Annotated in this window: 27 protein-coding genes; 14 read left to right on the plus strand and 13 right to left on the minus strand. The window is 58.5% G+C overall.

What is annotated here, in order from left to right; genetic code table 11:
- Positions 1–434 precede the first annotated feature (434 nt).
- Positions 435–2,135 carry a long-chain-fatty-acid--CoA ligase FadD1 gene (gene fadD1, locus MEB48_RS24965; RefSeq protein ID WP_237886487.1) on the plus strand — a complete coding sequence of 567 codons (1,701 nt, stop codon included), beginning with the start codon at positions 435–437 and terminating at the stop codon, positions 2,133–2,135.
- A 160-nt stretch (positions 2,136–2,295) separates the two neighbouring features.
- Here the strand turns inward: fadD1 and MEB48_RS24970 are convergent, their stop codons facing one another.
- On the minus strand, positions 2,296–2,673 hold the full coding sequence (locus MEB48_RS24970) for a hypothetical protein (RefSeq protein ID WP_192343899.1): 378 nt from the start codon (positions 2,671–2,673) through the stop codon (positions 2,296–2,298).
- A gap of 191 nt (positions 2,674–2,864) precedes the next feature.
- Here MEB48_RS24970 and MEB48_RS24975 point away from each other — a divergent pair, with 191 nt between their 5' ends.
- The 3 genes from MEB48_RS24975 to def all read left to right on the plus strand — a co-directional run bounded on the left by MEB48_RS24975 (position 2,865) and on the right by def (position 4,722).
- Entirely contained in the window at positions 2,865–3,056 is a 192-nt protein-coding gene (locus MEB48_RS24975) for a CsbD family protein (RefSeq protein WP_237886488.1), read from the plus strand.
- A 170-nt stretch (positions 3,057–3,226) separates the two neighbouring features.
- Complete coding sequence (locus tag MEB48_RS24980) at positions 3,227–4,186, plus strand: YihY/virulence factor BrkB family protein (RefSeq protein WP_237886489.1); 960 nt, start codon at positions 3,227–3,229, stop codon at positions 4,184–4,186.
- Entirely contained in the window at positions 4,183–4,722 is a 540-nt protein-coding gene (def, locus tag MEB48_RS24985; RefSeq protein ID WP_008009487.1) for a peptide deformylase, read from the plus strand. The genes MEB48_RS24980 and def overlap by 4 nt, the downstream gene beginning before the upstream one ends.
- A gap of 137 nt (positions 4,723–4,859) precedes the next feature.
- On the opposite strand, the gene MEB48_RS24990 is transcribed toward def, so the two are convergent.
- Both MEB48_RS24990 and gstA read right to left on the minus strand, forming a co-directional pair.
- Positions 4,860–5,276: a GNAT family N-acetyltransferase gene (locus MEB48_RS24990; RefSeq protein ID WP_237886490.1), complete on the minus strand. Its 417-nt coding sequence runs from the start codon at positions 5,274–5,276 to the stop codon at positions 4,860–4,862.
- Between the two features lie 254 nt (positions 5,277–5,530).
- The gene (gstA, locus tag MEB48_RS24995; RefSeq protein WP_237886491.1) at positions 5,531–6,130 is read right to left on the minus strand and encodes a glutathione transferase GstA; all 600 of its coding nucleotides are present in this window, start codon (positions 6,128–6,130) and stop codon (positions 5,531–5,533) included.
- Positions 6,131–6,229: 99 nt separating this feature from the next.
- Between gstA and MEB48_RS25000 the strand changes: the two genes are divergently transcribed.
- Positions 6,230–7,123, plus strand: coding sequence for a LysR family transcriptional regulator (locus tag MEB48_RS25000; protein WP_237886492.1), 894 nt, complete (start codon positions 6,230–6,232; stop codon positions 7,121–7,123).
- 104 nt (positions 7,124–7,227) lie between these two features.
- Here MEB48_RS25000 and MEB48_RS25005 read toward each other — a convergent pair whose 3' ends face one another.
- Together MEB48_RS25005 and MEB48_RS25010 are read right to left on the minus strand one after the other, a co-directional pair.
- A complete protein-coding gene (locus MEB48_RS25005) occupies positions 7,228–7,860 on the minus strand; it encodes a glutathione S-transferase family protein (RefSeq protein ID WP_237886493.1) in 633 nt (210 codons plus the stop codon).
- A 67-nt stretch (positions 7,861–7,927) separates the two neighbouring features.
- Positions 7,928–8,959 (minus strand): LacI family DNA-binding transcriptional regulator, encoded by a 1,032-nt coding sequence (locus tag MEB48_RS25010; RefSeq protein WP_237886494.1) that lies wholly within the window; start codon positions 8,957–8,959, stop codon positions 7,928–7,930.
- 215 nt (positions 8,960–9,174) lie between these two features.
- Here MEB48_RS25010 and MEB48_RS25015 point away from each other — a divergent pair, with 215 nt between their 5' ends.
- Both MEB48_RS25015 and MEB48_RS25020 read left to right on the plus strand, forming a co-directional pair.
- Positions 9,175–9,708, plus strand: coding sequence for a gluconokinase (locus MEB48_RS25015; protein ID WP_237886495.1), 534 nt, complete (start codon positions 9,175–9,177; stop codon positions 9,706–9,708).
- An 81-nt stretch (positions 9,709–9,789) separates the two neighbouring features.
- The gene (locus MEB48_RS25020; RefSeq protein WP_237886496.1) at positions 9,790–11,142 is read left to right on the plus strand and encodes a GntP family permease; all 1,353 of its coding nucleotides are present in this window, start codon (positions 9,790–9,792) and stop codon (positions 11,140–11,142) included.
- A gap of 169 nt (positions 11,143–11,311) precedes the next feature.
- On the opposite strand, the gene alaC is transcribed toward MEB48_RS25020, so the two are convergent.
- Positions 11,312–12,529, minus strand: a complete 1,218-nt coding sequence (gene alaC, locus MEB48_RS25025) for an alanine transaminase (RefSeq protein WP_237886497.1) — start codon at positions 12,527–12,529, stop codon at positions 11,312–11,314.
- A 137-nt stretch (positions 12,530–12,666) separates the two neighbouring features.
- Between alaC and MEB48_RS25030 the strand changes: the two genes are divergently transcribed.
- From MEB48_RS25030 to MEB48_RS25040, 3 genes are all read left to right on the plus strand, one after another.
- Complete coding sequence (locus tag MEB48_RS25030; RefSeq protein ID WP_237886498.1) at positions 12,667–13,329, plus strand: LysE family translocator; 663 nt, start codon at positions 12,667–12,669, stop codon at positions 13,327–13,329.
- 69 nt (positions 13,330–13,398) lie between these two features.
- Positions 13,399–13,887: a GyrI-like domain-containing protein gene (locus MEB48_RS25035; protein WP_237886499.1), complete on the plus strand. Its 489-nt coding sequence runs from the start codon at positions 13,399–13,401 to the stop codon at positions 13,885–13,887.
- Positions 13,888–13,984: 97 nt separating this feature from the next.
- Positions 13,985–14,473, plus strand: coding sequence for a GNAT family N-acetyltransferase (locus MEB48_RS25040; RefSeq protein WP_237886500.1), 489 nt, complete (start codon positions 13,985–13,987; stop codon positions 14,471–14,473).
- A 126-nt stretch (positions 14,474–14,599) separates the two neighbouring features.
- On the opposite strand, the gene MEB48_RS25045 is transcribed toward MEB48_RS25040, so the two are convergent.
- The 4 genes from MEB48_RS25045 to MEB48_RS25060 form a co-directional block, all read right to left on the minus strand.
- On the minus strand, positions 14,600–16,432 hold the full coding sequence (locus MEB48_RS25045) for an ABC transporter ATP-binding protein (RefSeq protein ID WP_237886501.1): 1,833 nt from the start codon (positions 16,430–16,432) through the stop codon (positions 14,600–14,602).
- Positions 16,433–16,525: 93 nt separating this feature from the next.
- Positions 16,526–17,083: a peptidylprolyl isomerase gene (locus tag MEB48_RS25050; RefSeq protein ID WP_237886502.1), complete on the minus strand. Its 558-nt coding sequence runs from the start codon at positions 17,081–17,083 to the stop codon at positions 16,526–16,528.
- Positions 17,084–17,086: 3 nt separating this feature from the next.
- Complete coding sequence (locus tag MEB48_RS25055) at positions 17,087–17,890, minus strand: alpha/beta fold hydrolase (protein WP_237886503.1); 804 nt, start codon at positions 17,888–17,890, stop codon at positions 17,087–17,089.
- A 14-nt stretch (positions 17,891–17,904) separates the two neighbouring features.
- A complete protein-coding gene (locus MEB48_RS25060; RefSeq protein WP_008069097.1) occupies positions 17,905–18,828 on the minus strand; it encodes a LysR family transcriptional regulator in 924 nt (307 codons plus the stop codon).
- A gap of 49 nt (positions 18,829–18,877) precedes the next feature.
- Here MEB48_RS25060 and MEB48_RS25065 point away from each other — a divergent pair, with 49 nt between their 5' ends.
- From MEB48_RS25065 to MEB48_RS25075, 3 genes are all read left to right on the plus strand, one after another.
- Positions 18,878–19,207 carry a 3-phosphoglycerate kinase gene (locus tag MEB48_RS25065; protein ID WP_237886504.1) on the plus strand — a complete coding sequence of 110 codons (330 nt, stop codon included), beginning with the start codon at positions 18,878–18,880 and terminating at the stop codon, positions 19,205–19,207.
- Between the two features lie 152 nt (positions 19,208–19,359).
- Entirely contained in the window at positions 19,360–19,959 is a 600-nt protein-coding gene (locus tag MEB48_RS25070; RefSeq protein WP_030131891.1) for an FMN-dependent NADH-azoreductase, read from the plus strand.
- A 345-nt stretch (positions 19,960–20,304) separates the two neighbouring features.
- Entirely contained in the window at positions 20,305–21,168 is an 864-nt protein-coding gene (locus tag MEB48_RS25075; RefSeq protein WP_237886505.1) for a carboxylate/amino acid/amine transporter, read from the plus strand.
- 119 nt (positions 21,169–21,287) lie between these two features.
- On the opposite strand, the gene MEB48_RS25080 is transcribed toward MEB48_RS25075, so the two are convergent.
- A complete protein-coding gene (locus tag MEB48_RS25080) occupies positions 21,288–22,586 on the minus strand; it encodes a mechanosensitive ion channel family protein (protein WP_237886506.1) in 1,299 nt (432 codons plus the stop codon).
- A 193-nt stretch (positions 22,587–22,779) separates the two neighbouring features.
- Between MEB48_RS25080 and MEB48_RS25085 the strand changes: the two genes are divergently transcribed.
- Positions 22,780–24,126 (plus strand): DEAD/DEAH box helicase, encoded by a 1,347-nt coding sequence (locus tag MEB48_RS25085; RefSeq protein ID WP_237886507.1) that lies wholly within the window; start codon positions 22,780–22,782, stop codon positions 24,124–24,126.
- Between the two features lie 111 nt (positions 24,127–24,237).
- On the opposite strand, the gene MEB48_RS25090 is transcribed toward MEB48_RS25085, so the two are convergent.
- A complete protein-coding gene (locus MEB48_RS25090; protein WP_237886508.1) occupies positions 24,238–24,513 on the minus strand; it encodes a hypothetical protein in 276 nt (91 codons plus the stop codon).
- Between the two features lie 295 nt (positions 24,514–24,808).
- Positions 24,809–25,543: a DUF899 domain-containing protein gene (locus tag MEB48_RS25095; RefSeq protein WP_237886509.1), complete on the minus strand. Its 735-nt coding sequence runs from the start codon at positions 25,541–25,543 to the stop codon at positions 24,809–24,811.
- Between the last annotated feature and the right edge of the window lie 100 nt (positions 25,544–25,643).

Genomic DNA, 25,643 nt, shown 5'->3' on the forward strand with positions numbered 1-25,643 from the left:
CTAACAAGTCTGCTCTGACGCTACATGCCGTTGCGGTATCAGCCTCTCATCGTGCTTGATGCCTGGCGCATTCACTTGTTTGTTGCGCGACAGCGCGGCGCCTTGGCGGCGGGGAATCTCCTACAGGATTCCGTGTCTTACTGACTGGTGTTGGGGCCTTCTCGCGATGCTTTTAAGGGAAGAGGCCCAACATACGGGGCTTTCAAGGTCGCGTAGAATTTTTGCTCTAAAAGTGACTATTAAATATTCAAGAGTCTTAAACGTGACCATAGAGGCCGATTTAGGCTCTGGTAGCCCCTTGGCAAAGCTGCTACTCTCGGCGCGCTTTTGTGACTTCTCGGCCTTGTAAAAGCCAGACTCACCAATAATCAAACACCAATAATAATCGCATCAAATGCGGTATTTGAATTCGCGTTGCTGAGGAGTGGGCTTCCATGATCGAAGACTTTTGGAAGGATAAGTACCCAGCTGGAATTGCTGCCGAGATCAATCCAGACGAGTATCCGAATATTCAGGCAGTGTTGAAGCAATCCTGCCAACGCTTCGCTGACAAACCGGCATTCAGCAACCTGGGCAAGACAATCACCTACGGTGAGCTGTACGAATTGTCCGGTGCCTTTGCCGCTTACCTGCAACAGCATACCGATTTGCAACCCGGCGATCGAATCGCCGTGCAACTGCCCAACGTGTTGCAGTACCCGGTCGCCGTCTTCGGTGCGATCCGCGCCGGGTTGATCGTGGTCAATACCAACCCGTTGTACACCGCGCGGGAGATGGAACACCAATTCAACGACTCTGGAGCCAAAGCCCTGGTGTGCCTGGCCAACATGGCGCATCTGGCCGAGACCGTCGTGCCGAAAACCGGCGTCAAGCACGTGATCGTCACTGAAGTGGCCGACCTGCTGCCGCCGCTCAAGCGCCTGCTGGTCAACAGCGTCATCAAGTACGTGAAGAAGATGGTCCCGGCGTATCACTTGCCCAAGGCCATCAAATTCAATGATGTGCTGAGCAAGGGCCATGGCCAGCCAGTGACTGAAGCCAACCCGGCCAGCAGCGACGTTGCCGTGTTGCAATACACCGGTGGCACTACCGGCGTGGCCAAGGGCGCGATGTTGACCCACCGCAATCTGGTGGCGAACATGCTGCAGTGCAAGGCGCTGATGGGCTCCAACCTCAACGAAGGTTGCGAGATCCTGATCACGCCGCTGCCGCTGTACCACATCTATGCCTTCACCTTTCATTGCATGGCGATGATGCTGATCGGCAACCACAACATTCTGATCAGCAACCCGCGCGACCTGACGGCGATGGTCAAGGAACTGTCGAAATGGAAGTTCAGCGGTTTCGTCGGCCTGAACACGCTGTTCGTCGCGTTGTGCAATAACGAAGCGTTCCGCAAGCTGGATTTCTCCAGCCTGAAAATCACCCTGTCCGGCGGTATGGCCTTGCAACTGGCCACGGCCGAGCGCTGGAAAGCGGTTACCGGTTGCCCGATCTGCGAAGGTTACGGCATGACCGAAACCAGCCCGGTGGCCACGGTGAACCCGAGCCAGAACATCCAGATCGGTACCATCGGTATTCCGGTGCCGTCGACCCTGTGCAAAGTCATCGACGATGCCGGTGTTGAACAGCCGTTGGGCGCCATCGGTGAGCTGTGTGTGAAAGGTCCGCAAGTCATGAAGGGCTACTGGCAGCGTCAGGACGCCACCGATGAAATGCTCGACAGCGAAGGCTGGTTGAAGACCGGTGACATCGCGCTGATCCAGCCAGACGGTTACATGCGCATTGTCGATCGCAAGAAAGACATGATTCTGGTCTCCGGTTTCAACGTGTACCCCAACGAACTGGAAGACGTGCTGGCGACCCTGCCGGGCGTGTTGCAATGCGCGGCCATCGGTGTACCGGACGAGAAGTCCGGCGAGGCGATCAAGATCTTCATCGTCGCCAAGCCAGGTGTGACCCTGACCAAGGAACAGGTGATGGAGCACATGCGCGCCAACGTTACCGGCTACAAAGTGCCCAAAGCCGTGGAGTTCCGCGACGCCCTGCCGACCACCAACGTCGGCAAGATCCTGCGCCGCGAACTGCGTGACGAAGAGCTGAAGAAACTGGGCGTGAAGAAAGTCAGCGCCTAGTCAAACAAAAGCCCCGCAGATGCGGGGCTTTTTGTTGCCTGACTGATCGTTCCCACGCTCTGCGTGGTAACGCAGCCCGGGACGCTCTGCGTCCCAGCATCGGACGCGGAGCGTCCGTGGCGGCATTCCCACGCAGAGCGTGGGAACGATCAACGGAGGGTTACTGCCGGAACTGCGCGAAATCAACATTGGTGCCGGCCGGACGCATGTCCTGCAGGTAGGAGTCCTTGTCGGCGCTCAGTTCCAGGCTCAGGGCTGCCTTGCGTTTGCCCTGGTTGCGCACTACCAGGCCTTCGAGTTTCTCGCGCAGGAACACCGTCGGCACTTTCAGGTGCAGCAGTTCGTCGGTATCCGGGGTGTGCATCAGCAAGTGAATCCATTCGTACTGACCAACGGCCAGGCGCGCGACCGGAATATCGAACCAGAAAATATTGCGGTTGCGGTTCAATTCGGTGAAATGGCAGTTGTTGACGCCAAGCACAGCACCGCCGAGTTCCTGGTTTCTGCGGGCAATGGCCTGCTTTTTATCGAGTTTCATAACATTCCTACGGGATTGGATCTTCAGCGCCATGGCCTGAATACGTTGCGCATTCTCGGGGCAAAGCCTGTAAACATAAAGCCTGATCTGCGAAATGTCCGGTTAATAAATAAATGAAACTCCGCGCAAAGGCCCCCGGTCAATCCTTGTGTAACCACTTTCCCCGTTGAAATGTTCATAGGAGAAATGCCATGAGCAGCACCGGCGACAAAGTAAAAGGTATGGCAAATGAAGCGGCCGGCAACGTCAAACAAGGCGTTGGCAAGGCCACTGACAACGAGAGGCTGCGGTCCGAAGGCGTGGCTCAAGAAAGGAAAGGCGAAAACCAGCAGAAGATTGGCAAGGCCAAGGATGCGCTCAAAAAAGGCATCGACAAGGCGTAATCCGGCGTTGACGAGTAACAGAAACGGCCATCCGTGGATGGCCGTTTCTGTGTCAGCTTGAACTTGAGCAAGGAAATTGTTTCAAAGTCGCCAAGTAGGCTAATTTGTTGTAGAAAAACGGCCCCTGAGTCGCCATGACTTCAACCTTTTTGCGGCGAAAGGAGACGCTAATGTTTTTTCCGACCATGAAAGGCTTGCCCCTGCATCGCGTGATGATGCGCACGGTCACCGAGTTCGTCGCCGACGAGATGTCGACCTATGCCTCGGCGCTGGCCTATCAAATGCTGTTCTCGCTTTTTCCTTTCATCCTGTTTCTGATCGCCCTGATCGGCTTCCTGCACTTGCCGGACTTCTTCTCCTGGCTGCGCCTGCAATCGGAACTGGTATTGCCACCCCAGGCGCTGGAACAGGTGAACCCGGTGATCGACCAGCTCCAGCAATCCAAGGGTGGTTTGCTGTCGGTCGGTATCGTGATCGCCCTGTGGACTGCCTCTGCAGGCGTACGGCTGATGATGAGCGCGATGAACGCCGCCTACGATGTGGTCGAAGGCCGCCCGGCGTGGAAGCGTTTTCCGCTGTCGATCATTTATACCGTCGGCATCGCCGGTATGTTGCTGATCGCTGCCGCGCTGATGGTGCTCGGACCGCAGGTGATGGGCTGGATCGCCGCGCAAGTCGGTCTTGAAGATTTTATCGTGACCGTCTGGACCATCGTCCGCTGGCCGGTGATCGTGATTCTGCTGATGATGGCGGTGGCGCTGATTTACTACGTCATGCCCGATGTCAAACAAGAGTTTCGCTTCATCACCCCGGGTGCGGTGTTGTCCGTGGTGGTGTGGATCCTCGCCTCGCTGGGCTTCGCTTATTACGTCAAAACCTTCGCCAATTATGACGCCATGTATGGCAGTATCGGCGCGATCATCGTATTGCTGCTGTACTTCTATATATCCGCCGCAGTGATGTTGCTCGGCGCGGAAATGAACGCGGTGATCGAGCACATGTCACGCGAGGGCAAAGACCCTGGCGAGAAGGTCCCCGGTGAGCATGGTCCTGGCCATGAAGAAAAACATCACGTTTCGGGACTGGGACGGGACCATTCAATCAAGTCGACTGACGAAGCCATAAAATGATCCGTGAAATTCTGAAAATGGGCGATGAGCGCCTGCTGCGCATTGCCCCGCCGGTGCCGGCAGAAATGTTCGACAGCCCTGAGTTGTGGCAACTGATCGACGACATGTTCCAGACCATGGAAAGCGTCGGTGGGGTCGGTCTGGCCGCGCCGCAGATCGGTGTCGACCTGCAACTGGTGATCTTTGGTTTCGAACACAGCGAACGCTATCCGGACGCCGAAGCGGTGCCGCAGACGATTCTGATCAATCCGCTGATCACGCCATTGAGCCCGACCCTCGAAGAGGGTTTCGAAGGTTGCCTGTCGGTGCCGGGCCTGCGTGGGGCGGTGGATCGCTATCAGCAGATTCGCTATGAAGGCTTCGATCCCAAGGGCGAACCGATTGTGCGCATTGCCTCGGGGTTCCACGCGCGGGTGGTGCAGCATGAATGCGATCACCTGATCGGCCGGTTATACCCGTCGCGCATCAGTGACTTCAGCAAATTCGGGTTTACCGAGGTGATGTTTCCGGACCTCGATCCTGCGGCGGATGACTGAGATCGTCCTTCGAATCCAACACAAAACACTGTGGGAGCGGGCTTGCTCGCGAAAGCGGAGTATCAGTCGATAGAGATGTCGGGTGTGACGGCCTCTTCGCGAGCAAGCCCGCTCCCACATTTAATCTTCACAAGTCTCTAGTGCTTCGGTACCAGCCCCATGGCAATCATCGGTTTGCTGCGCGCATAACGGCTCAACCGCTCAGCCAGGGCGTAAGGCAGGGGCGGGTCGAACGTAAAACCGCGGCGCTCATAAAAGCCGCGCAAGTCCGGATGGCAGAACAACCACACTGGCGCTTCCAAATGCTTCACCGCTTCAGCGATCAACGCTGCAGCGACACCTTGTTCACGACACGCCGGATCGACAAACAGCCCCGTCAGCCAATGCCCGCCCGATACCGGACGCAGGCACAGTGCGGCGACAATCTCCTCGCGACGCGCTACCCACAATTGAGCATCGCGCACAGCTTTCATCGACGACTGGTGGGCGCGGTAAAACTTGTTCATCAACGGCCATAACGGCTCGTCGAGCAAGGTGTATTGGGTGTTGGGCATGGGCTCGGACAGTCGGTATGCAAAGCGGGTGATTATAAAAGAACACGCGCGCGGGGATAGGTGTATACCTGATCTCACATCCGGTCTGAGTGGAGTACGTATCATGTCCAAAGGTATGGATTCAAAGAAAGCGGCGAAAAAAAAGCCGGCGAAAACCGCGATTGAGAAGCGTGCGGACAAGAAAGCCAAGAAGGTGGGTGTGTTCGGCCACTGATCCCGCGTCAAAGGAGCCTGAGTTTTCGGGCTCCTTTTTTTTACCCCTCCGCAGCCAACGCCGCTTTCACGCTTGGCCGCTGATCGATCCGTCCCTGAAACCGCATTAACGCCGGCCACTGATTCAAATCGATGCCAAACACCTGAGTCCAGCGCAACACCGTAAACAGATACGCGTCGGCGATACCAAATCCGCCAGCCGTCAAATAATCCTGCCGCTCCAGCGTCTGACTCAACACGATAAAGCGCTTGAACAGCTTCTCTTTGATGAGCGCTTTCACCTCGTCCGGTAACTGCGAACTGAACAGCCAACCCAGCCCGCCATGAATCTCGGTCGAAACGAAGTTCAGCCATTCCTGCAAACGCACCCGCTCGAACGTCCCGTTTGCCGGTGCCAGGTTCGCTTCGGGGCGTAGATCCGCCAGGTACTGCAGGATCGCCGGGCCTTCGGTCAGCACATCGCCGTTTTCCAGCTGCAATGCCGCGACATAGCCTTTGGGGTTGATGGCGAGGAAGTCCTCGCCGGTGACGGTTTGCTTGGTGCTGTTGTCGACGTGGACCAACTCGAATGGCAAATCCAGTTCGCGCAGCACAATGTGCGGCGCCAATGAGCAGGCTTGCGGGGCGTAATACAACTTCATGGGCAGGGCTCTGGTTGCGGGTTTGCGCCAGTGTCATAGTGCGCAGCACGCTCGGTAAAATTAATCTTTCAGAAAACTGCCATTAGGAAAGCTACTGCCATGATGAATTTGATGCACTGGCGAATGGTGGTGGCGGTGGCCGATACCGGCAACATTACCCGGGCCGCCGAGCGGGTTGGAATGACCCAGTCCGGTGCCAGTCAGGCGCTGGCATTGATCGAAGAAACCCTGGGCGTTCAGCTGTTCAGCCGGGAAAACCGTCAGACCCTGCCGACTGCCATCGGCATGCCTGTGATCGAACAGGCGCGCACCATGCTCGGTGCTCTCGAGAACATTCGCAATACCGTCGATGCCGCCAAGGATATCCAGCGCGGGACGATTCGCCTGGCGAGTTTCCCGTTGGTGCTGGCGACCTTTCTGCCGCCGTTACTGCGCCAGTTCAATCGACTGTATCCCGGCATTCAAGTGGTGGCCCTAGAGGTCAGCGACGATGAAGTGGAAACCCTGCTCGGCACCGGACTGGTGGATGTCGGTGTGGTACTGAACCCGACCCCCGAGCGTAGTGCCGGTCGTTTGGGGCATGATGCCTGGGTGGCGGTTTTGCCCGGTGGCCATCCCTTGGCGCGCCGCTCGAATGAGGAGGGCGTCTCACTGGCGGAACTGGCGGAGCAACCCTTTGTGCTGGCCACGGGCGGTTGTTCGACCAATGCCCGCAGCCTGGCCATCGACGCCGGGCTGCAACTGTTGGATGTGCGGGCCGAGGTGCGGGAGTGGAGCAGTGCGTTCACCCTGGTGCGGGAAAACATCGGTGTGACCCTGGTACCGGAAATGACCCTGCCGACCCATCGACAAGGCTTGCGGGTAGTGCCTGTAACACCGCGCATCGATCGCGAGTTTGCGTTGGTGGTTGCGCCCGACAAAGAACCTTCGGCGGCGGTGCGGGCGCTGTTGGGTATGGTTGCAATGCCAGTCAGGCAAGCGCAAACCATGTAGGAGCGAGGCTTGCCAGCGAAGACGGCGGCACATCCGACATCAATGTGACTGACACATCGCTTTCGCGGGCAGGCCTCGCTCCTACATGGGTTGCGCTTACTAAATCAAGGCACGCCGTTGCAGGCGTGCTCCATGAACCCCGGCCGCAGCGCCAGTCGTTGGCAATAGGCGTCGACGGCGGGATAGTCCGGGCGCTCCATCGGGGTCATTCGCCAGCGGTTGACCGACAGCCCGATGAGGATATCGGCCAGGGTGAAGTGTGACCCCGCGACATAGGCGCCGGTCGCCGTGAGTTGCTGTTCGAGGATGCCCATTTTTGCATTCCAGCCGCGAACGCCATCAGCAATCCGTTGCGAATCCTGAAAGTCCGGCAATTGCCTGACCAACGCAAAAAATGCATAGCCCCAGGACGGATTGAGTTCGGTGGCTTGCCAGTCCATCCACTGCTCTACGCGAGCGCGGGCTGCCGGCTCGATGGGCAACAGGTCAGTGTTTTGATATTTACCGGCCAGATAGCGGCAAATGGTATTGGACTCCCACAGCACGCCGGCTTCATCGATGAGGACCGGCACTTGTGCGTTGGGGTTGAGCTGGAGAAATTCCGGGCTCTGGGTCGATGCAAAACCGCTGCCCCAGTCTTCGCGTTCGTAGGAAACGCCCAGTTCGTCGCAGGCCCAAAGGACTTTTCTGACGTTGATTGACGATGCTCGACCCAAAATTTTTAGCGCATGTCCCATTGAGCTTCTCCGTTTGCTGTTCCAGGTGACGGGAATCTAGCATACGGAGCTTGGGAATGATCGCGCCTCAGGTGCTCTCGCGCACCTTCAACTCAAACCCCATATCCTGCACCGGTTTGGCCACTGAATTGCCAGCCATCAACGTCAGCATCAATTCCGCGGAGCGACGGCCAATGGCCTCGCGTGGGGTGCTGATGCTGCTCAGGCGCGGGACCATGTGGGCCGAGGCCGGCAGGTCGTTGAAGCCGAGGATCGCCACCTGTTCGGGGATCTTGATGCCACAGCGCAGGGCTTCGAGCAATGCGCCCTGGGCCAGGTCGTCGTTGCCGAAGAAAATCGCATCGACGTCGGGATGGTTGGCGAGCAGTTGCAGGAACAGTTCACCACCCAACCCCACGGAGGAGGCGCGCGGGGTCAGCACTTCCAGGGCTGGATCATACAAACCGGCCTTTTGCAGCGCGCGACGGAAACCTTCGCCACGTAACAGCGTGCGTTGATCCAGCTGCGCGCCGATGTAGGCCAGGCGTTTGCGACCGCGGGAGAGCAAATGCTCAGCCGCGGTTTCGCCGGCGGCGACTTGAGAAAAACCGACGCAATTGAGGCCGGCTGCACTGTCCAGTTCCATCATGTAGACGCTGGGAATGTTGCTGGCCTCGATCATTCGCCGAGAACTTTCGGTGCGGTCGAAACCGGTCAGCAACAAGCCCCGAGGCTGATAAGCCATGTAATTGCGCAGCAGGTTTTCTTCTTCATCACGCGAATAATGGAAGTTACCGATCAGCACTTCGAAGCCCTTTGGTCGCAAAACCTGATGAATGGCTTCCAGCGTATCGATGAACAGCAGGTTGGACAGCGACGGCACCAAAACCACCACGGAATGGCTCTGGGCCGAGGCCAGGGCACGGGCTGCGGGGTTGACCACGTAGTTCAGGTCGAGGGCGGCCTTCTGGACTTTTTCCACCAGTTCGGTGGCCACCGTGCTCACGCCGCGCAGGGCGCGGGACGCGGTAATCGGGCTGACACCGGCCAGGCGCGCGACTTCGTTGAGGGTAGGGCGGCCAGTGGTGCGCGTATTTTTATCGTTTTTAGGGGTATTCATCGGACGGCTTGCCAAACAAAATTCAAGGCACTAAGGTAGCGCTGTCTCGAGGCGGCTGCAAATGCATGAGCGGGTTTTGCCTGATCCTCGCTTTTTGGCCTCGAGAACGAACACGCTGCAACCCACAAAAATGACAAGAAGGCGTCGGCAACTTCTGCTTTTGCACTTGAGTCTTACGTAGCAAAGGTAGCGCTGTCTGCGCGCTGAGGTGTTACATGAATCATCCCATCACCGCCCTGGTCATCATGGGCGTTGCCGGTTGCGGCAAGACGTGCGTCAGCCAGGCCCTGTGCCAGCTCAGCGGCGCGACCGCCATTGAAGGCGACACTTTCCACCCTGCCGCCAATATCGAAAAGATGAGCGCGGGTATCCCCCTGAACGATGAAGACCGTGCCGGCTGGCTCGACAGCCTGTGCGATGAACTGCGCCGCATCGATGCCAAGGGCGAGCGCCCGGTGCTGACGTGCTCGGCCCTCAAACACAGTTACCGCGAACGCTTGCGCAGTGCCTTGCCAGGCCTGGGCTTCGTTTTCCTTGAGCTGACCCCCGAAGTCGCTGCCGATCGTGTGTCTCATCGGCCGGGCCACTTCATGCCGTCGACCTTGATCGACAGCCAGTTCGCCACCCTTGAATCGCCCGTTGGTGAGCCTCTGACCCTGGCGCTGGATGCTTCAAGTCACAGTGTCGGTGAATTGGCCGCTCTGGCCCATCGTTGGTGGCTCGATCATGGCTTGAAACTCGCCGGTTGAATTTTGCTCCAAAAGACAGCGCTGTCCTGACGGCTTTTGAATAATCGCTTTTATAACAACAACAAACAGGAGACACCCCTTATGTTTGGCATGTCCCACGAGACCTTTCTGCTGCTAGACGCAGTGGTCACGGTGATCGGACTTATCGTCCTGATCACCAAGTTCAAGTTTCACCCCTTCATCGCCCTGATCATCGCCGCAGCCTTCCTCGGGCTGACCTCCGGCATGCCGATCAGCACCATCATCAAGGCGTTCCAGGACGGCTTCGGTGGGGTGCTCGGTTTCGTCGGGATCATTCTGGCGCTGGGCACCATGCTCGGCAAAATGATGGCCGAGTCGGGCGGGGCGGACCAGATCGCCCAGACCCTGATTCGAGCCTTCGGCAAGGACAAGGTGCAGTGGGCCATGATGTTCGCGGCCTTCCTGGTCGGCATCCCGCTGTTCTTCGAAATCGGCTTCGTGCTGCTGATCCCGCTGGTGTTCATCGTCGCCCGCCGTACCGGCGTGTCGATCATCAAGATCGGTATCCCGCTGCTGGCCGGTCTGTCCGCCGTGCACGGTCTGGTTCCGCCGCACCCGGGTCCATTGCTGGCCATCGGCGTGTTCGGTGCCGACATCGGTAAAACCATCCTTTACGGCCTGATCGTTGCCCTGCCGACGGCCATTATTGCTGGCCCGATCTTCGGTACGTTCATTGCCAAGCACATTCCTGGTCATCCGAATCAGGAACTGGTGGATCAACTGGTGCGCGATGAGGATGCAGGCGATCTGCCTAGCTTCGGCATCACCCTGATCACTGTGCTGTCACCCGTGTTCCTGATGCTGCTCAAGACCTTTGCCGATGTGGCGCTGCCGGACGGCAACTTCTTCCGCACCTTCATGGACTTGATCGGTCACCCGATCTCGGCGCTGCTGCTGGCGTTGCTGCTGTCGCTGTACACCTTCGGTTACAAGCAGGGCATCGGTTCGCAACAGATGCTCAAATGGCTGGACGCGAGCCTTGCGCCGACCGCTGCGATCATCCTGATCATCGGTGCCGGTGGCGGCTTCAAGCAGATGCTGGTGACCAGCGGTGTAGGTAACGTGATCGGCAACATGGCGGTGGCTGCACAGATCTCGCCGATTTTGCTGGCCTGGCTGGTGGCGGCGGTGATCCGTATCGCGACCGGTTCAGCGACCGTAGCGACCATTACTGGCGCTGGCATTGTGGTCCCGGTGGTAGGGATGATTCCGGGTGTGAACCGTGAGCTGCTGGTACTGGCCACCGGTGCCGGTTCGTTGATCCTGTCTCACGTCAACGACGCTGGTTTCTGGCTGGTGAAGCAGTACTTCAACATGACCGTGGCGGAAACCTTCAAGACCTGGACCGCGATGGAAACCATCCTGTCGGTGGTGGGCCTGGGCTTTATCCTGCTGTTGTCGTTGTTCGTTTAACAGCGTTCGAGCAGACACAAAAAAACCGCAGCGATGCGGTTTTTTTGTGGGTGACGATCGTTCCTACGCTCTGCGTGGGAATGCAGCCCGGGACGCTCCGCGTCCCTTCCAAGGCCGAACGCGGAGCGTCCGTTGAGGCATTCCCACGCAGAGCGTGGGAACGATCGTGTCAGGCGTTGGTTTTGGTAACCAACCCATCCGCCCGGAACATCCCGCGAATCCCGCGCACGGCCTGACGAATCCGGTCCTGGTTTTCGATCAGCGCGAAGCGCACGTGATCATCTCCATACTCGCCAAATCCCACACCCGGCGAGACACAGACCTTGGCCTCGGCCAGCAGCTTCTTGGCGAATTCCAGCGAACCCAGGTGCGCGTAAGCCTCGGGAATTTTCGCCCAAACGTACATCGATGCTTTCGGGTTTTCGACCATCCAGCCCAGTTCATGCAGGCCTTTGACCAGCACGTTGCGCCGCTGCCGATACTGATCGGCAATGTCTTTGACGCACTGCTGATCGCCTTCCAGCGCCGCGATGGCCGCGACTTGCAGCGGGGTGAACGTGCCGTAGTCGTGATAGCTCTTGATCCGCGCCAGGGCGTTGACCAGCTCCGGGTTGCCGACCATGAAACCGATGCGCCAGCCCGCCATGTTGTAGCTCTTGGACAAGGTGAAAAACTCCACCGCGATGTCCTTGGCGCCGGGCACTTGCATGATCGACGGGGCTTTCCAGCCGTCGTAGACGATGTCGGCGTAAGCCAGGTCGTGCACCACCAAAACGTCGTACTGCTTGGCGAGGGCGATCACCCGCTCGAAGAAATCCAGCTCCACACACTGGGCGGTGGGGTTGGACGGGAAACCGAGGATCATCATTTTCGGTTTCGGGATCGAGCCGCGAATCGCCCGTTCCAGTTCGGCGAAGAAGTCCACGCCAGGAATCAGCGGCACCGAGCGCACCTGGGCGCCGGCAATCACCGCACCGTAGATGTGAATCGGGTAACTCGGGTTCGGCACCAGCACGGTGTCACCCTGATCGAGGGTGGCCAGCATCAAATGCGCCAAGCCTTCCTTGGAACCGATGGTGACGATGGCTTCGCTTTCCGGGTCGATGTCGACTTCGTAGCGATCCTTGTACCAATTGGAGATCGCCCGGCGCAGGCGCGGAATCCCTTTGGACGTGGAGTAGCCGTGGGTGTCTTCGCGCTGGGCGACAGTGACCAGTTTTTCGACAATGTGCGGCGGCGTGGCGCCGTCGGGGTTGCCCATGCTCAAGTCGATGATGTCTTCGCCGCGACGACGGGCGGCCATCTTCAGCTCGGCAGTGATGTTGAAAACGTAAGGGGGGAGTCGATCTATGCGCGCAAAGCGGCGCGGCGAACCTTGTTCGGCCATTGTTGCCTCGGATAACGTAAGCGCCCGGAACCGTCCGAGCGACGCTGGCCACTGCGGTGGCCTGTGGCGGAATGTAAGGGCAGCTGTGGCAGACTGTCCAGCGTGTATGTAAACAAATTTTTCCGAAGGATGGATCGATGGAATTTACCAGTGGCTTCTTGTTGAGCCTTTCGCTATGCCTGGACATCGGCGTGGCCAATATCGCGATGATCACGCTGGCGATGCAGCGCGGCTATTTTCAAGGCTTTGCCCTGGGGCTGGGGACGTGTGTGGGCGACCTGATTTACGCGGTGCTGGCATTGGCCGGCATGACCGTATTGCTGCAGTACGAAACCGTGCGTTGGGTGTTGTGGATCGGCGGGTCGATGTTGCTGGTGTATTTCGCGGCGAAGATGATTTATTCGGCGATTCACCATGAAGCGCTGTTGGCGCAGACCGCTGAAGTCGGTCACAACTCCCACCGCAAGGAGTTTTTTCGTGGGATTTTTCTCGCCATGTCATCGCCCAGTGCAATTCTCTGGTTTGCCGCGGTGGGCGGCACGCTGATTGCCCGTTCCGGCGGCGGTGGTGCGATCAGCTCGGCGTTGTTTCTCGGCGGTTTCTTGTGCGCCGGCGTGCTCTGGTGTGTCGGTTTGTGCTTCGCTGCGAGCCACGGAGGCAAACTGCTCGGTGACAAATTGCTGCGTTATTCCTACATGGCATCTGCAGCGATCTTCTGCTATTTCGCGGTCTACGTGATCCTCTCGGGCTATAACGAGTTCATCGGTTCAGGCGCCATCGAACAGTTGCACGCACTGTAACTGGGCGAATCGGGTTTGGCTTCTATACTCCCAGCCGAACCCACCTTTATCGTTCCAAGGAGTTGAGTCATGGATGAGCAAACAGGCGCCGAAAGGGCTAAACAACGCTTCGAAAACGGGCACTTCATGCTCATAGCGGGGCTTGGCGGGCGATTTACCCAAGAGACAGCGAAAAAACAGATTCCCAAGTTGTGGGAGCAATTTGTCCCTCACATCGGGAAGGTGCCCGGGCAAAAGAGCGAAGTGACCTACGGCGTCTGCTGCAACCCCGACGGCAAGGGTGGCTTCGAATACATCGCCGGCGTCGAGATCAGCAAGCTCGACGACCTCCCCGAGAAATACCGCTGGGTCGAGATTCAGCCTCAGTATTACGCAGTGTTCGAGCACAAAGGCTCGCTGGATACGCTGCCTCAAACCTTTCAATACATATGGGAAACCTGGCTGCCGCAATCCGGTCATGAGGCGGCGGACGCCCCAGAGTTCGAACGTTACAGCGATGATTTCAACCCGAAGCTCAACACCGGCACGATGGAAATCTGGCTGCCGCTCAAAGCGTAATGAGCGAGTCGAGCGGCGGATCGGTGATCCGCCTCTCGATGTCGTGTTGATGCTGATTTATGATCCCCAACCTTGCCCACGCCAATTCCGAGCTGCCATGAACACCGTCATCCGCCACGTCAGCCCCGCTGACCTGGACCGCTGCTATGCCATCGAAACCGTTGCCTACGAAGGCGACGAAGCCGCCACCCGCGAGAAAATCGCCACCCGCATCGCCACTTGGCCCAAGGGTTTCATCGTCGCCGAAGTGGATGGCGTTGTAGCGGGTTTCATCAACTCCGGTGCGGCGTTTGAGGTCGAAATGTCGGACGAGGCGTTCAAGGAGCTGATCGGCCATGACCCGGCCGGCCCGCATGTGGTGATCATGTCGGTGGTGGTGCATCCGGACTATCAAGGGCAGGGCCTGGCGAAACGCTTGCTGGGTGAGTTCATCCAGCGCATGCGTGCCCTGAACAAGGCGAGCATCCATCTGATGTGCAAAGAGCAGCACATTGCGCTCTATGCCGGATTTGGTTTTGCCTACATAAAGCCTTCGGCATCGGACCATGGCGGGATGGCGTGGCATGAGATGGTGTTGACGCTGTAACCCGCGGACAGTGGAGATCCAGTGTGGGAGCGGGCTTGCTCGCGAAGAGGGCGTGTCAGTCGATATTAAAGTTGCCTGACACTCCGCATTCGCGAGCAAGCCCGCTCCCACAGGGTTCGTGTTGCCTCAATCGATTCCGACAAACCCTCCGGTCTGGTGCTGCCACAACCGCGCATACAAGCCGCCACGGGCCAGCAGTTCGGCGTGGCTGCCGGTTTCGGCGATCTTGCCATTTTCCAGCACCACCAGGCGGTCCATCCGCGCGATGGTCGAGAGGCGGTGGGCGATGGCGATCACGGTTTTGCCCTCCATCAGGGTTTCGAGGCTTTCCTGGATTGCTGCTTCAACTTCCGAGTCCAGTGCCGAAGTGGCTTCGTCCATGATCAGGATCGGCGCGTTCTTGAGCAGCACCCGGGCAATCGCAATCCGCTGACGCTGACCACCGGAGAGTTTCACCCCGCGTTCACCGACGTGAGCATCGAAACCGGTGCGGCCTTCAGAGTCCGACAGCAAGGGGATGAATTCGTCGGCGCGGGCCTTGTGCACTGCTTCCCAAAGTTCAGCATCGGTGGCGTCGGGTTTGCCGTACAGCAAATTGTCGCGGATCGAGCGATGTAGCAATGAGGTGTCTTGGGTGATCATGCCGATGCGTTCACGCAGGCTTTCCTGGCCGACTTCGGCGATGTTCTGGCCATCGATGAGAATCCGCCCACCCTGCACGTCATAGAGGCGCAGCAGCAGATTGACCAGCGTTGATTTGCCGGCACCGGACGGGCCGATCAGGCCGATTTTCTCGCCGGGTTTGATCGTCAGGTTGAGGTCGCCGATGATCCCGCTTTTCTTGCCGTAGTGGAAATCGACGTGCTCGAAACGCACCTCGCCACGCGCCACATTCAAAGGCTTGGCCTGCTCGCGGTCGGTGATGCTGACGGGCTGGGAAATGGTCTGCAAACCGTCCTGAACCATGCCGATGTTTTCGAAAATGCCAGTGACCACCCACATGATCCAGCCAGACATGTTGACGATGCGGATCACCAGCCCAGTGGCGAGGGCGATGGCGCCCACCGTGATCAGCGATTGCGTCCACAGCCATAGTGCAAGGCCCGTGGTGCTGACGATCAGCAGGCCGTTCATGCTGGTGATGACTACGTCCATGCTGGTAACCACACGGCCGGCCAGTTGGGCTTTTTCGGTTTGTTCCTTGATCGCTTCGCGGGCGTATTGCTGCTCGAAGTTGGTATGGGCGAACAGCTTCAGGGTGGTGATGTTGGTATAACCATCGACGATCCGCCCCATGAGTTTGGAGCGCGCATCGGACGATACCACCGAGCGTTCCTTGACCCGTGGCACGAAGTAATAGAGGGCGCCGATGAAAGCGGCGATCCAGGTCAGCAGCGGGATCATCAGGCGCCAGTCGGCTTCGGCGAACAGCACCAGCGAACTGATCGCGTAGATCAGCACATGCCATAGCGCATCCACCGCTTGCACGGCCGAATCGCGCAACGAGTTGCCGGTCTGCATGATGCGTTGGGCGATGCGCCCGGCGAAGTCGTTCTGGAAGAAATTGAGGCTCTGTTTGAGCACATAACTGTGGTTCTGCCAGCGGATCAGGCTGGTCAGGCTGGGACTCAAGGTCTGGTGTACCAGCAAGTCATGCAAGCCGACGAATATCGGGCGCAGAACCAATGCAACCACCGCCATCCAGGCCAGTTCAATGCCGTGTTCCTTGAAAAAATTGACGTTGGGCGTGCCTTGCGCCAGGTCGATGATGCGGCTCAGGTAGCTGAACAGCGCCACCTCGATCAGCGCACCGATCAGGCCGATGATCAGGAGGGCGGCGAAACTCGGCCAAACCTGCTTCAGGTAGTAGGTGTAGAAGGGGAGGACCCGATCCGGCGGAGCCGCCGTCGGTGCATCGCGGAAAATATCGATCAGTTTTTCAAAACGGCGATAAAGCATCAGTTCTCCGCCCGCGCACGGGCTCTCCTTTAAACGATATGAGCGGCGCCGGAAGAACCGGCGGCCGCTCAAAACTCCCTGTTCAGATTACTCTCAGTCGATGCGCTTGGCCGACTTGATGAATACCGGGTCGGCCGGTACGTCTTTCATGCCACCACGGGTGGTGGTTGGCGAGTTGACGATGATGTCCACCACGTCCATGCCCTTGACTACTTTGCCGAACACCGCGTAACCGTCGCCCTGATCGAGGAAGTCATTGTCTTTGACGTTGACGAAGAACTGGCTGGTGGCCGAATCCGGGACAGACGTACGGGCCATGGACAACGTCCCGCGCACGTTATGCAAACCGTTTTTGGATTCGTTCTTGATCGGCGCCTTGGTTTCTTTTTGCTGCATTTGTTGAGTGAAACCACCGCCCTGGACCATGAACCCAGGAATCACACGGTGAAAAATCGTGTTGTTGTAGAAGCCGCTGTCAACGTACTCAAGAAAGTTCTTGGTACTGATCGGCGCCTTGACCGGGTCCAGTTCGATTTCGATCTGGCCATTGGTGGTTTCCAGCAGCACGTGCGGCGCCTTGGCGGGCGTGGCGGCCATCAGGTTGGCAGCAAACAGAACGGAGCCGGCGGCGAGGGCGATTTTTTTCAGCATGGGTCAGTGATCCTGAGTGGTGGTGTCGACTGCGTTGAGAAATTCGAGCAGCGTTTGGTTGAAACGTTCGGGTTGATCCAGTGGGGTGGCGTGGCGCGAGTCGGCGATCACTACCAGCCGCGCATCGGGCAGCAGTTTTACATAGGTTTCTTTCAGCGCGACCGGGGTGTAGTCACGGTCGGCGCTGACGATGAGGGTTGGACAGGACACCCTGGAAAGTCGTTCCTGAACCCCCCAGCCAACAATGGCATCGAAGCTGGCGAGATAAGCATGTTTGTCATTCATTGCCCAGCGCGCCGCTATTTTTTGTCGTAACGAAGCTTGTTCGGGCCTGGGGAACAGCTTGGCGCCGAGGGCCTTGCCGATGGTGCCCATGCTCAGCACGCGCATCAGGCTCCAGCGTTTGAACCACTGCCAGTCATCGTTGCGGCTGCGCCGTTTGACCTCGGGCGCGCTGTTGACGATGCACAGGCTCTTGAGCAGTTGCGGCTGATCCACTGCCAGTTGAAAGGCGATCATGCCGCCCATCGAAAGTCCGACAAGATGTGTAGGGCCGAGGTTCAAGTGCTCGATCAACGCGATCAGGTCGGCGCTGAACCCGGCGATGCTGTAGCGCTCACGGGGCTTGTCGGAGCGCCCGTGGCCGCGCACATCCGGGACGATCACCCGATAGTGGGCCGAGAGCGCCGGGATCTGCATTTCCCAGTCCAGGGTGCTGGAACCCAATCCGTGAACCAGCAGCAACGGGGTGCCGTGGCCATATTCCTCATAGTGCAGGTTGCAACCTTCATGTTCGAAATAGGCCATGGGTACACTCCGTGTCAGGCTTGTTCGGGGGCAGCGAAGGGCGCATCCAGCGGCGCGGTATCGAAGGTGCGCAGCAATTCGATGAGAATCTGCGTGGCCGGGCCCAAGGGTTTGTCCTTGTTCGAATACAGATAGAAACTCGGGTTGCGGCTGCCGCCCTGGTCCAACGGTAGCACTTTGAGCGTCCCTTCCTTGAGTTCGCGCTCGATCATGTGTCGGGGCAACCAGGCGAAGCCCAGGCCACTGCTGACGAAGGTCGCGGCGGTGGCCAGGCTGCCGACGGTCCAGCGCTGTTCGGCGCCGAGCCAGCCGACGTCTCGCGGCTGTTGACGGCCGGAGTCGCGGATCACCACTTGCATCTGGCTTTCCAGGTCCTGGAAGTTCAGCTCGCGGTTCAGGCGGTGCAAGGAATGTTCGGGGTGGGCAACCGCGATGAATTCGACATCGCTCAATTCCGCGCCCAGATACCCGGGAATGCTGAAACCGGTGATGGCCAGATCGGCCACGCCTTCAAGCAATACTTCCTCGACACCCGACAACACTTCTTCGCGCAGACGCACCCGGCAGCCACGGCTTTGCGGCATGAACGCGGTCAGGGCGCGAACGAGGCGGGCGCTGGGGTAGGCGGCATCCACCACCAGCCGCACTTCCGCTTCCCAGCCTTGCTCCATGTGATGGGCCAGGTCTTCCAGTTGGCTGGCCTGTTTCACCAGTTGCCGGGAACGGCGTAGCAGCACGCCGCCGGCTTCGGTGAGCACCGCTTTGCGGCCGTCGATACGTAACAGCGGCACACCGAGCTGGTCCTGCATGCGCGCTACGGTGTAGCTCACTGACGATTGCGAGCGGTGCAGCGCTTCGGCGGCCTGGGCGAAACCGCCGTGATCGACCACGGCCTGCAATGTTCGCCATTGATCAAGGGTCACGCGGGGCGCTTTCATGTCGAGCTCCTCTTGTCCTAAGCTGGCAGTCCTTATTGGAGACTGCCGAATGAATAAACTGTGTTGTGTGATCGCGGGTTGTGCGGTGTTGGCGATGTTGCCGCTGACTGCATTTGCTTATCCGATAGACGTTAAAAAGCAATTGAACGGCTTGAGCATCGACTACAACGCCTTTGATACAGATGCCGATATCGCCTCCATTCAGGTAAACAACTACGGCAGCACCGATGCGATCTGCAAGGTGGTTTTCAACAATGGCCCGGAAGCGCCGCGTAACCGCACAATCGAAGTGCCCGCCGGTAAACACAAAAACGCCACCGCAAAGTTCACCCGGACCATCATCAAGATGCGTATCAACCTGACCTGCACCCCGAAATGACATCGAGCGGAGCAGCCCAGTTGGGGATATGCTCCGCTTATAAACGAATTTATCGATGCTTTATAGCAGTTATTTGCGCTTTTTCATCGATATGACTCTGTTTAACCTTCACTCCATCGACCTACAGCATTCTCAGATGGAGGCTACATCCCATGTCCCGCGTTCTGATCATCGAAAGCAGCGCCCGTCAGCAAGACTCGGTTTCCCGTCAGTTGACCCAGACGTTCATCAGCCAGTGGCAAGCCGCGCACCCGAACGACCAGATCACTGTCCGTGACGTAGCCGCCAACCCGGTGCCACACCTGGACATCAACTTGCTGGGCGGCTGGATGAAACCTGCCGAACAACGCAACGACATCGAGCAGGCCTCGCTGGAACGCTCCAACCAGTTGACCGACGAACTGCTGGCCGCCGACGTGCTGGTGATGGCCGCACCGATGTACAACTTCGCCATTCCGAGCACCCTTAAAGCCTGGCTCGACCACGTTCTGCGTGCTGGCGTGACCTTCAAGTACACCGAAACCGGTCCCCAGGGTTTGCTCAACGGCAAGCGCGCGTACGTGCTGACAGCGCGCGGTGGGATCCATGCCGGAGCCACCTCTGATCATCAGGAACCCTACCTGCGTCAGGTCATGGCTTTCATCGGCATCCACGACGTGACGTTCATCCACGCCGAAGGCATGAACCTGGGCGGCGGCTTCCAGGAGAAAGGCCTGAACCAGGCCAACGCCAAACTTTCCCAGGTTGCCTGAGCCGTTAATCGCCAGATAATCGCTGGAGCGTCTAGTGACCTGGCGCAACCCTTCAAGCCTGTACGCGCATCGAACCTCCCTTTGCACTTGTTGCTCCTGAGTGCTCTAGCCCGATTGAACGCATTAGCGAGATCGGGCTTTTTTTTGCCTGCGATTTGGTGAATGAGCATACAACCCTGTGGGAGCGGGCTTGCTCGCGAAGAGGGCGTGTCAGTCGATATTGATGTTGACTGACCCACCGCATTCGCGAGCAAGCCCGCTCCCACAGTGGATTTGTGTATGCCTGGCGATTCGCGATCAAGGGCAAAACCCGCTATCGTCGCCGCCATTCGAAACGAGGCGAGCATGGGCTATCTACTTTTTGTCACGCTGATCCAGGCGTTTTCCTTCAGTTTGATCGGCGAATACCTGGCCGGGCATGTCGATAGTTACTTCGCGGTGCTGGTGCGGGTGCTGCTGGCGGGGCTGGTGTTCATTCCGCTGACGCGCTGGCGTCAGGTCGAGCCGGCGTTCATGCGCGGGATGTTGCTGATCGGCGCGTTGCAGTTCGGCGTGACTTACGTCTGTTTGTATTTGAGCTTCCGGGTGCTGACGGTGCCGGAAGTGCTGCTGTTCACTATCCTCACGCCGCTGCACGTGACCCTGATCGAAGATGCGCTGAACCGGCGCTTCAATCCGTGGGCATTGATCGCTGCTCTGGTGGCGGTACTCGGGGCGGCAGTGATTCGCTTTGACCGGATCAACCCGGATTTCTTCATGGGTTTCCTGTTGCTGCAACTGGCCAACTTCACCTACGCCGCCGGGCAAGTGCTCTATAGACGTTTGGTGGCCCGCCATCCGAGTGATTTGCCGCATTACCGGCGCTTTGGGTACTTCTACCTGGGCGCGTTGGCGGTGGCATTGCCGGCGTTTCTGCTGTTCGGCAAACAGAACTTTCTCCCCGAAGCGCCGCTGCAATGGGGCGTGTTGCTGTTCCTCGGTTTGGTCTCGACCGCGCTGGGTTTGTACTGGTGGAACAAGGGCGCGTGCCTGGTGAACGGCGGGACGCTGGCGGTGATGAATAATTTGCATGTGCCGGTGGGGTTGCTGATCAACTTGTTGATCTGGAATCAGCATGAAGAGCTGGGGCGGTTGTTGTTTGGCGGGATGGTGATTCTGATGGCGGTGTGGATTAGTCGGTTGGGTATGCGTAGGCCTGCCATCGCATGATCGTTCCCACGCTCTGCGTGGGAATGCCGCCCGGGACGCTCTGCGTCCCTACGCATGTGACGCAGAGCGTCACCGGATGCATTCCCACGCAGAGCGTGGGAACGATCAGTGCTGAGGTGTTACATCAGGTGTTTTTCGGGCTGGGGAATGTGGCTCGCGCCCAACACCGCCGGGAGCAACCCCGAGCGCAAATCACCACCACTGGGCTGCTGATACAGGCTCAAGCCAAACTCCGGCAGTACCGCCAGCAGGTAATCGAAAATATCCCCCTGAATCCGCTCGTAATCGGCCCACACGGTGGTGCGGGTGAAGCAGTAGATTTCCAGCGGAATGCCCTGAGCGTTGGTCTGCATCTGGCGAACCATGCAGGTCATGTTCGGCTGAATCTCCGGATGACTCTTCAGATACGCCAGCGCATAGGCGCGGAAGGTGCCGATGTTGGTCATCCGTCGACGGTTGGCCGACATCGCCGCGACGTTGCCCTGGGCTTCGTTCCACGCCTTGAGCTCGGCTTTCTTGCGGCTCATGTAGTCAGTCAGCAGATGCACCTGGGACAGCTTTTGCTCTTCGTCATCGCGGATGAAACGCACACCGCTGGCATCGATAAACAGGCTGCGCTTGATCCGTCGTCCGCCAGACTGCTGCATGCCGCGCCAGTTCTTGAACGACTCGGACATCAGGCGCCAGGTCGGGATCGACACAATGGTCTTGTCGAAGTTCTGCACCTTGACCGTGTGCAAGGTGATGTCCACCACATCACCGTCGGCACCGACTTGCGGCATCTCGATCCAGTCGCCGACCCGCAGCATGTCGTTGCTGGTCAGTTGCACGCTGGCGACGAATGACAACAAGGTGTCCTTGTAGACCAACAGAATCACCGCCGACATGGCGCCCAGACCCGACAGCAGCAACAGCGGCGAACGGTCGATCAACGTGGCGACGATGATGATCGCGCCAAACACGAACAACACCATTTTCGCCAGTTGCACGTAGCCCTTGATCGAGCGGGTGCGGGCGTGTTCGGTGCGGGCATAGATGTCCAGCAGGGCATTGAGCAATGCGCTGACGGCCAGCACCAGGAACAGAATGGTGAACGCCAGCGCCACGTTGCCGAGGAAGTTCAGGCTGGTCTTGCTCAAATCCGGCACCAGGTGCAGGCCGAACTGGATCATCAGCGAGGGCGTCATCTGCGCCAGGCGATGAAACACTTTGTTGTGGCGAAAATCGGTGATCCAGTGCAGCGACGGCTGGCGACCGAGGATTTTGGTCGCGTGAAGAATGAGGAACCGCGCCACTCGTCCGAGCACCAGCGCCACCATCAGCAGCAACATCAGTGCGAGCGTGGAATGCAGGAGCGGATGCTGATCGAGGGCACCCCAGAGGTCTTGGGCGTTGAGCCAGAGCTGTTTGATATCCATGGGTAAAAACGGTTCTTCTATAGGACGCGACGTGACGATTAGAGCATTTAAGACGTTCCGGATGACGTTTTGAGACAAAGCAGGCAACAAAAAAACCACTGTTTGCAGCCGTTTGTATAAAGAAACTCGGCCTTCGCGCTCGAAACCGTTACCCTATGCAGCTGTTTTTTTGTATTTCTTCGAGGTAGCACCCGTGTTTTCCCAATTCGCCCTGCACGAACGCCTGCTCAAAGCCGTGGCCGAGCTTAAATTTGTCGAGCCAACGCCTGTGCAAGCAGCGGCTATCCCGCTGGCGCTCCAGGGGCGTGACCTGCGGGTGACAGCGCAAACCGGTAGCGGCAAAACCGCTGCCTTCGTTTTGCCGATCCTCAACCGCTTGATCGGCCCGGCCAAAATCCGCGTCAGCATCAAGACCCTGATCCTGCTGCCGACCCGCGAACTGGCCCAGCAGACCATCAAGGAAGTCGAGCGCTTCGCTCAGTTCACCTTCATCAAGTCCGGTCTGATCACCGGCGGTGAAGACTTCAAGGTCCAGGCTGCCATGCTGCGCAAGGTGCCGGATATCCTGATCGGTACGCCGGGCCGGATGATCGAGCAACTGAACGCCGGCAACCTCGACCTCAAAGAAGTCGAAGTGCTGGTGCTCGACGAAGCCGACCGCATGCTCGACATGGGCTTCGCCGAGGACGTGCAGCGTCTGGTCGACGAGTGCAGCAACCGTCAGCAGACCATGCTGTTCTCCGCCACCACCGGTGGTTCGGGCTTGCGTGAAATGGTCGCCAAGGTGCTGAACAACCCTGAGCACCTGCAGCTCAACGCGGTCAGCCAGCTGAACTCGACGACTCGTCAGCAGATCATCACCGCTGACCACAACCAGCACAAAGAACAGATCGTCAACTGGCTGTTGGCCAACGAGACCTATCAGAAGGCCATCGTCTTCACCAACACCCGGGCCATGGCCGACCGTATCTACGGCCGCCTGGTGGCGCAGGAATACAAGGCATTCGTCCTGCACGGCGAGAAAGACCAGAAAGACCGCAAACTGGCCATCGACCGCCTGAAACAGGGCGGGGTGAAAATCCTCGTCGCTACCGACGTTGCTGCTCGCGGCCTGGACGTGGATGGCCTGGACCTGGTGATCAACTTCGACATGCCACGCAGCGGCGACGAATACGTTCACCGCATCGGTCGCACCGGCCGCGCCGGCAACGATGGCCTGGCCATCTCGCTGATCTGCCATGGCGACTGGAACCTGATGTCGAGCATCGAGCGCTACCTCAAGCAGAGCTTCGAGCGCCGCACCATCAAGGAAGTCAAAGGCACCTACGGCGGACCGAAAAAGGTCAAGGCCTCGGGCAAAGCCGTTGGCGTGAAGAAGAAAAAGGTCGACGCCAAGGGCGACAAAAAGAAAACCGGCGCCAAGGCCCCGACCAAACGCAAGATCGCCAACCGCCCGAAGACCGACGCCCTGTCGCTGGTCAGCAAGGACGGCATGGCCCCGCTCAAGCGCCGCAAGCCGGAAGCGCCGGCTGCTGAGTAAAGCGTGGTAGCGATCCAATAAAAAACCCGGACAGTGTCCGGGTTTTTTTACGTCAAAAGTTCGCAGGCTTCGTAGGATCTGCCGAAGGCTGCGATCTTTTGATCTTGCCGTTCAGCTCTCGGCTTTCTTCTCCGCCGATTCCAATTCCTTGAGACGCTGATCGATCAACTGGCATTTGTCCGGCAAATCCTTGCTGGCCGTCTCCAGGTCCATCTTCTGCAACTCGTCATTGATCTCCTTGGCCTTGGCCGGGTTCTGCTCAGTGATCTTGGCGACCTCCCTGGCCAGTTGTTCGCGCTTGGCGGTGGCTTCATCGGGAGGGCAGGCCCATACGGGGAGGGTGCAGGCGAGCGTGGCAGCGAGGATGACTTTTAGCAGGCTTTTCATAGAGACGGGCCTCGGTTCCGGTGAAGGCGAGTTATCCGGTTGAGGGTTGAAGAGCGGAAAAAGTTCAGTGACAGAAACGGGCGACCCACAGGTCGCCTGATTCCGAGGTTGGTGTAGGGCGCAGGTAAACACCACGCAACCTCTGTAGGAGCGAGCTTGCTCGCGAAAGCGGTGTATCAGTCGACATCAATGTTGAATGTCAGTCAGTCATCACGAGCAGGCTCGCTCCCACAGGGATTTGTGGTGTTCATGGATGTTGTGTTCAACCCGAGCCAATACCCGCGATGGCTGCGGCCTATCCCCCATGGCAGCAACTGCCCGGTGCCTTGTCCTCATACCGATCGTGATGCCTCACCCAATCCATGATTTCCTCTTCATTACGGCCCTTAGGCGTGAGGTCCAGATAGTTATAGGCGCCGACCAGCAGATCCAGGCCGCGAGCATAAGTGGAATAGGTGTGGAAAATCTCCCCCGCTTCATTGCGATAAAACACGCTGAGCCCTGGGAGTTCTTCTTCGGCACCGTCGTTTTTTTCGTAGTTGTAGGTAGCTTTTCCCGCAGCGACGTCTTCGGCTCGGGCTGAGACGCCAAAGTCATAATTGAAATCGCAGCCTTCGGACGACACCCAGTCGAATTTCCAGCCCATGCGCCGTTTGAAGGGCTGGAATTCGGCGAACGGGGCGTGGGAAACCGCTACTACCGCTACGTCATGGTGGGCCAGGTGTTGGTTGGCGCCGTCGATGTGGTCGGACAGGAATGAGCAACCGGGGCAGCCTTCGTCCCAGCCTGCGGCGAACATGAAGTGGTAGACGATCAATTGGCTGCGGCCGCCGAACAGATCGGCCAGGCTCAGCTCGCCATTGGGGCCCTGGAAGCGGTAGGGCTTGTCGATTTTCACCCAGGGCAGGGCGCGGCGTTCGGCGCTGAGTTTGTCGCGTTCCTTGGTGAAGGCTTTTTCATGGGCCAGGTGTTGTTTGCGAGCGGCGAGCCATTCTTCCCGGGACACGACCGGATGATTCTGAATGTTCATGGTGATTTCTCCTGCATGCTTTGGCGAAAGTCGATCCGCGCAGAGGGGTAAACCGTCTTACATAGCCTAGTCGTTTGGCCTGTGCCCTATTCGACATACC

The sequence above is a fragment of the Pseudomonas sp. PGPR40 genome (assembly GCF_022014505.1).
GTDB lineage: Bacteria > Pseudomonadota > Gammaproteobacteria > Pseudomonadales > Pseudomonadaceae > Aquipseudomonas.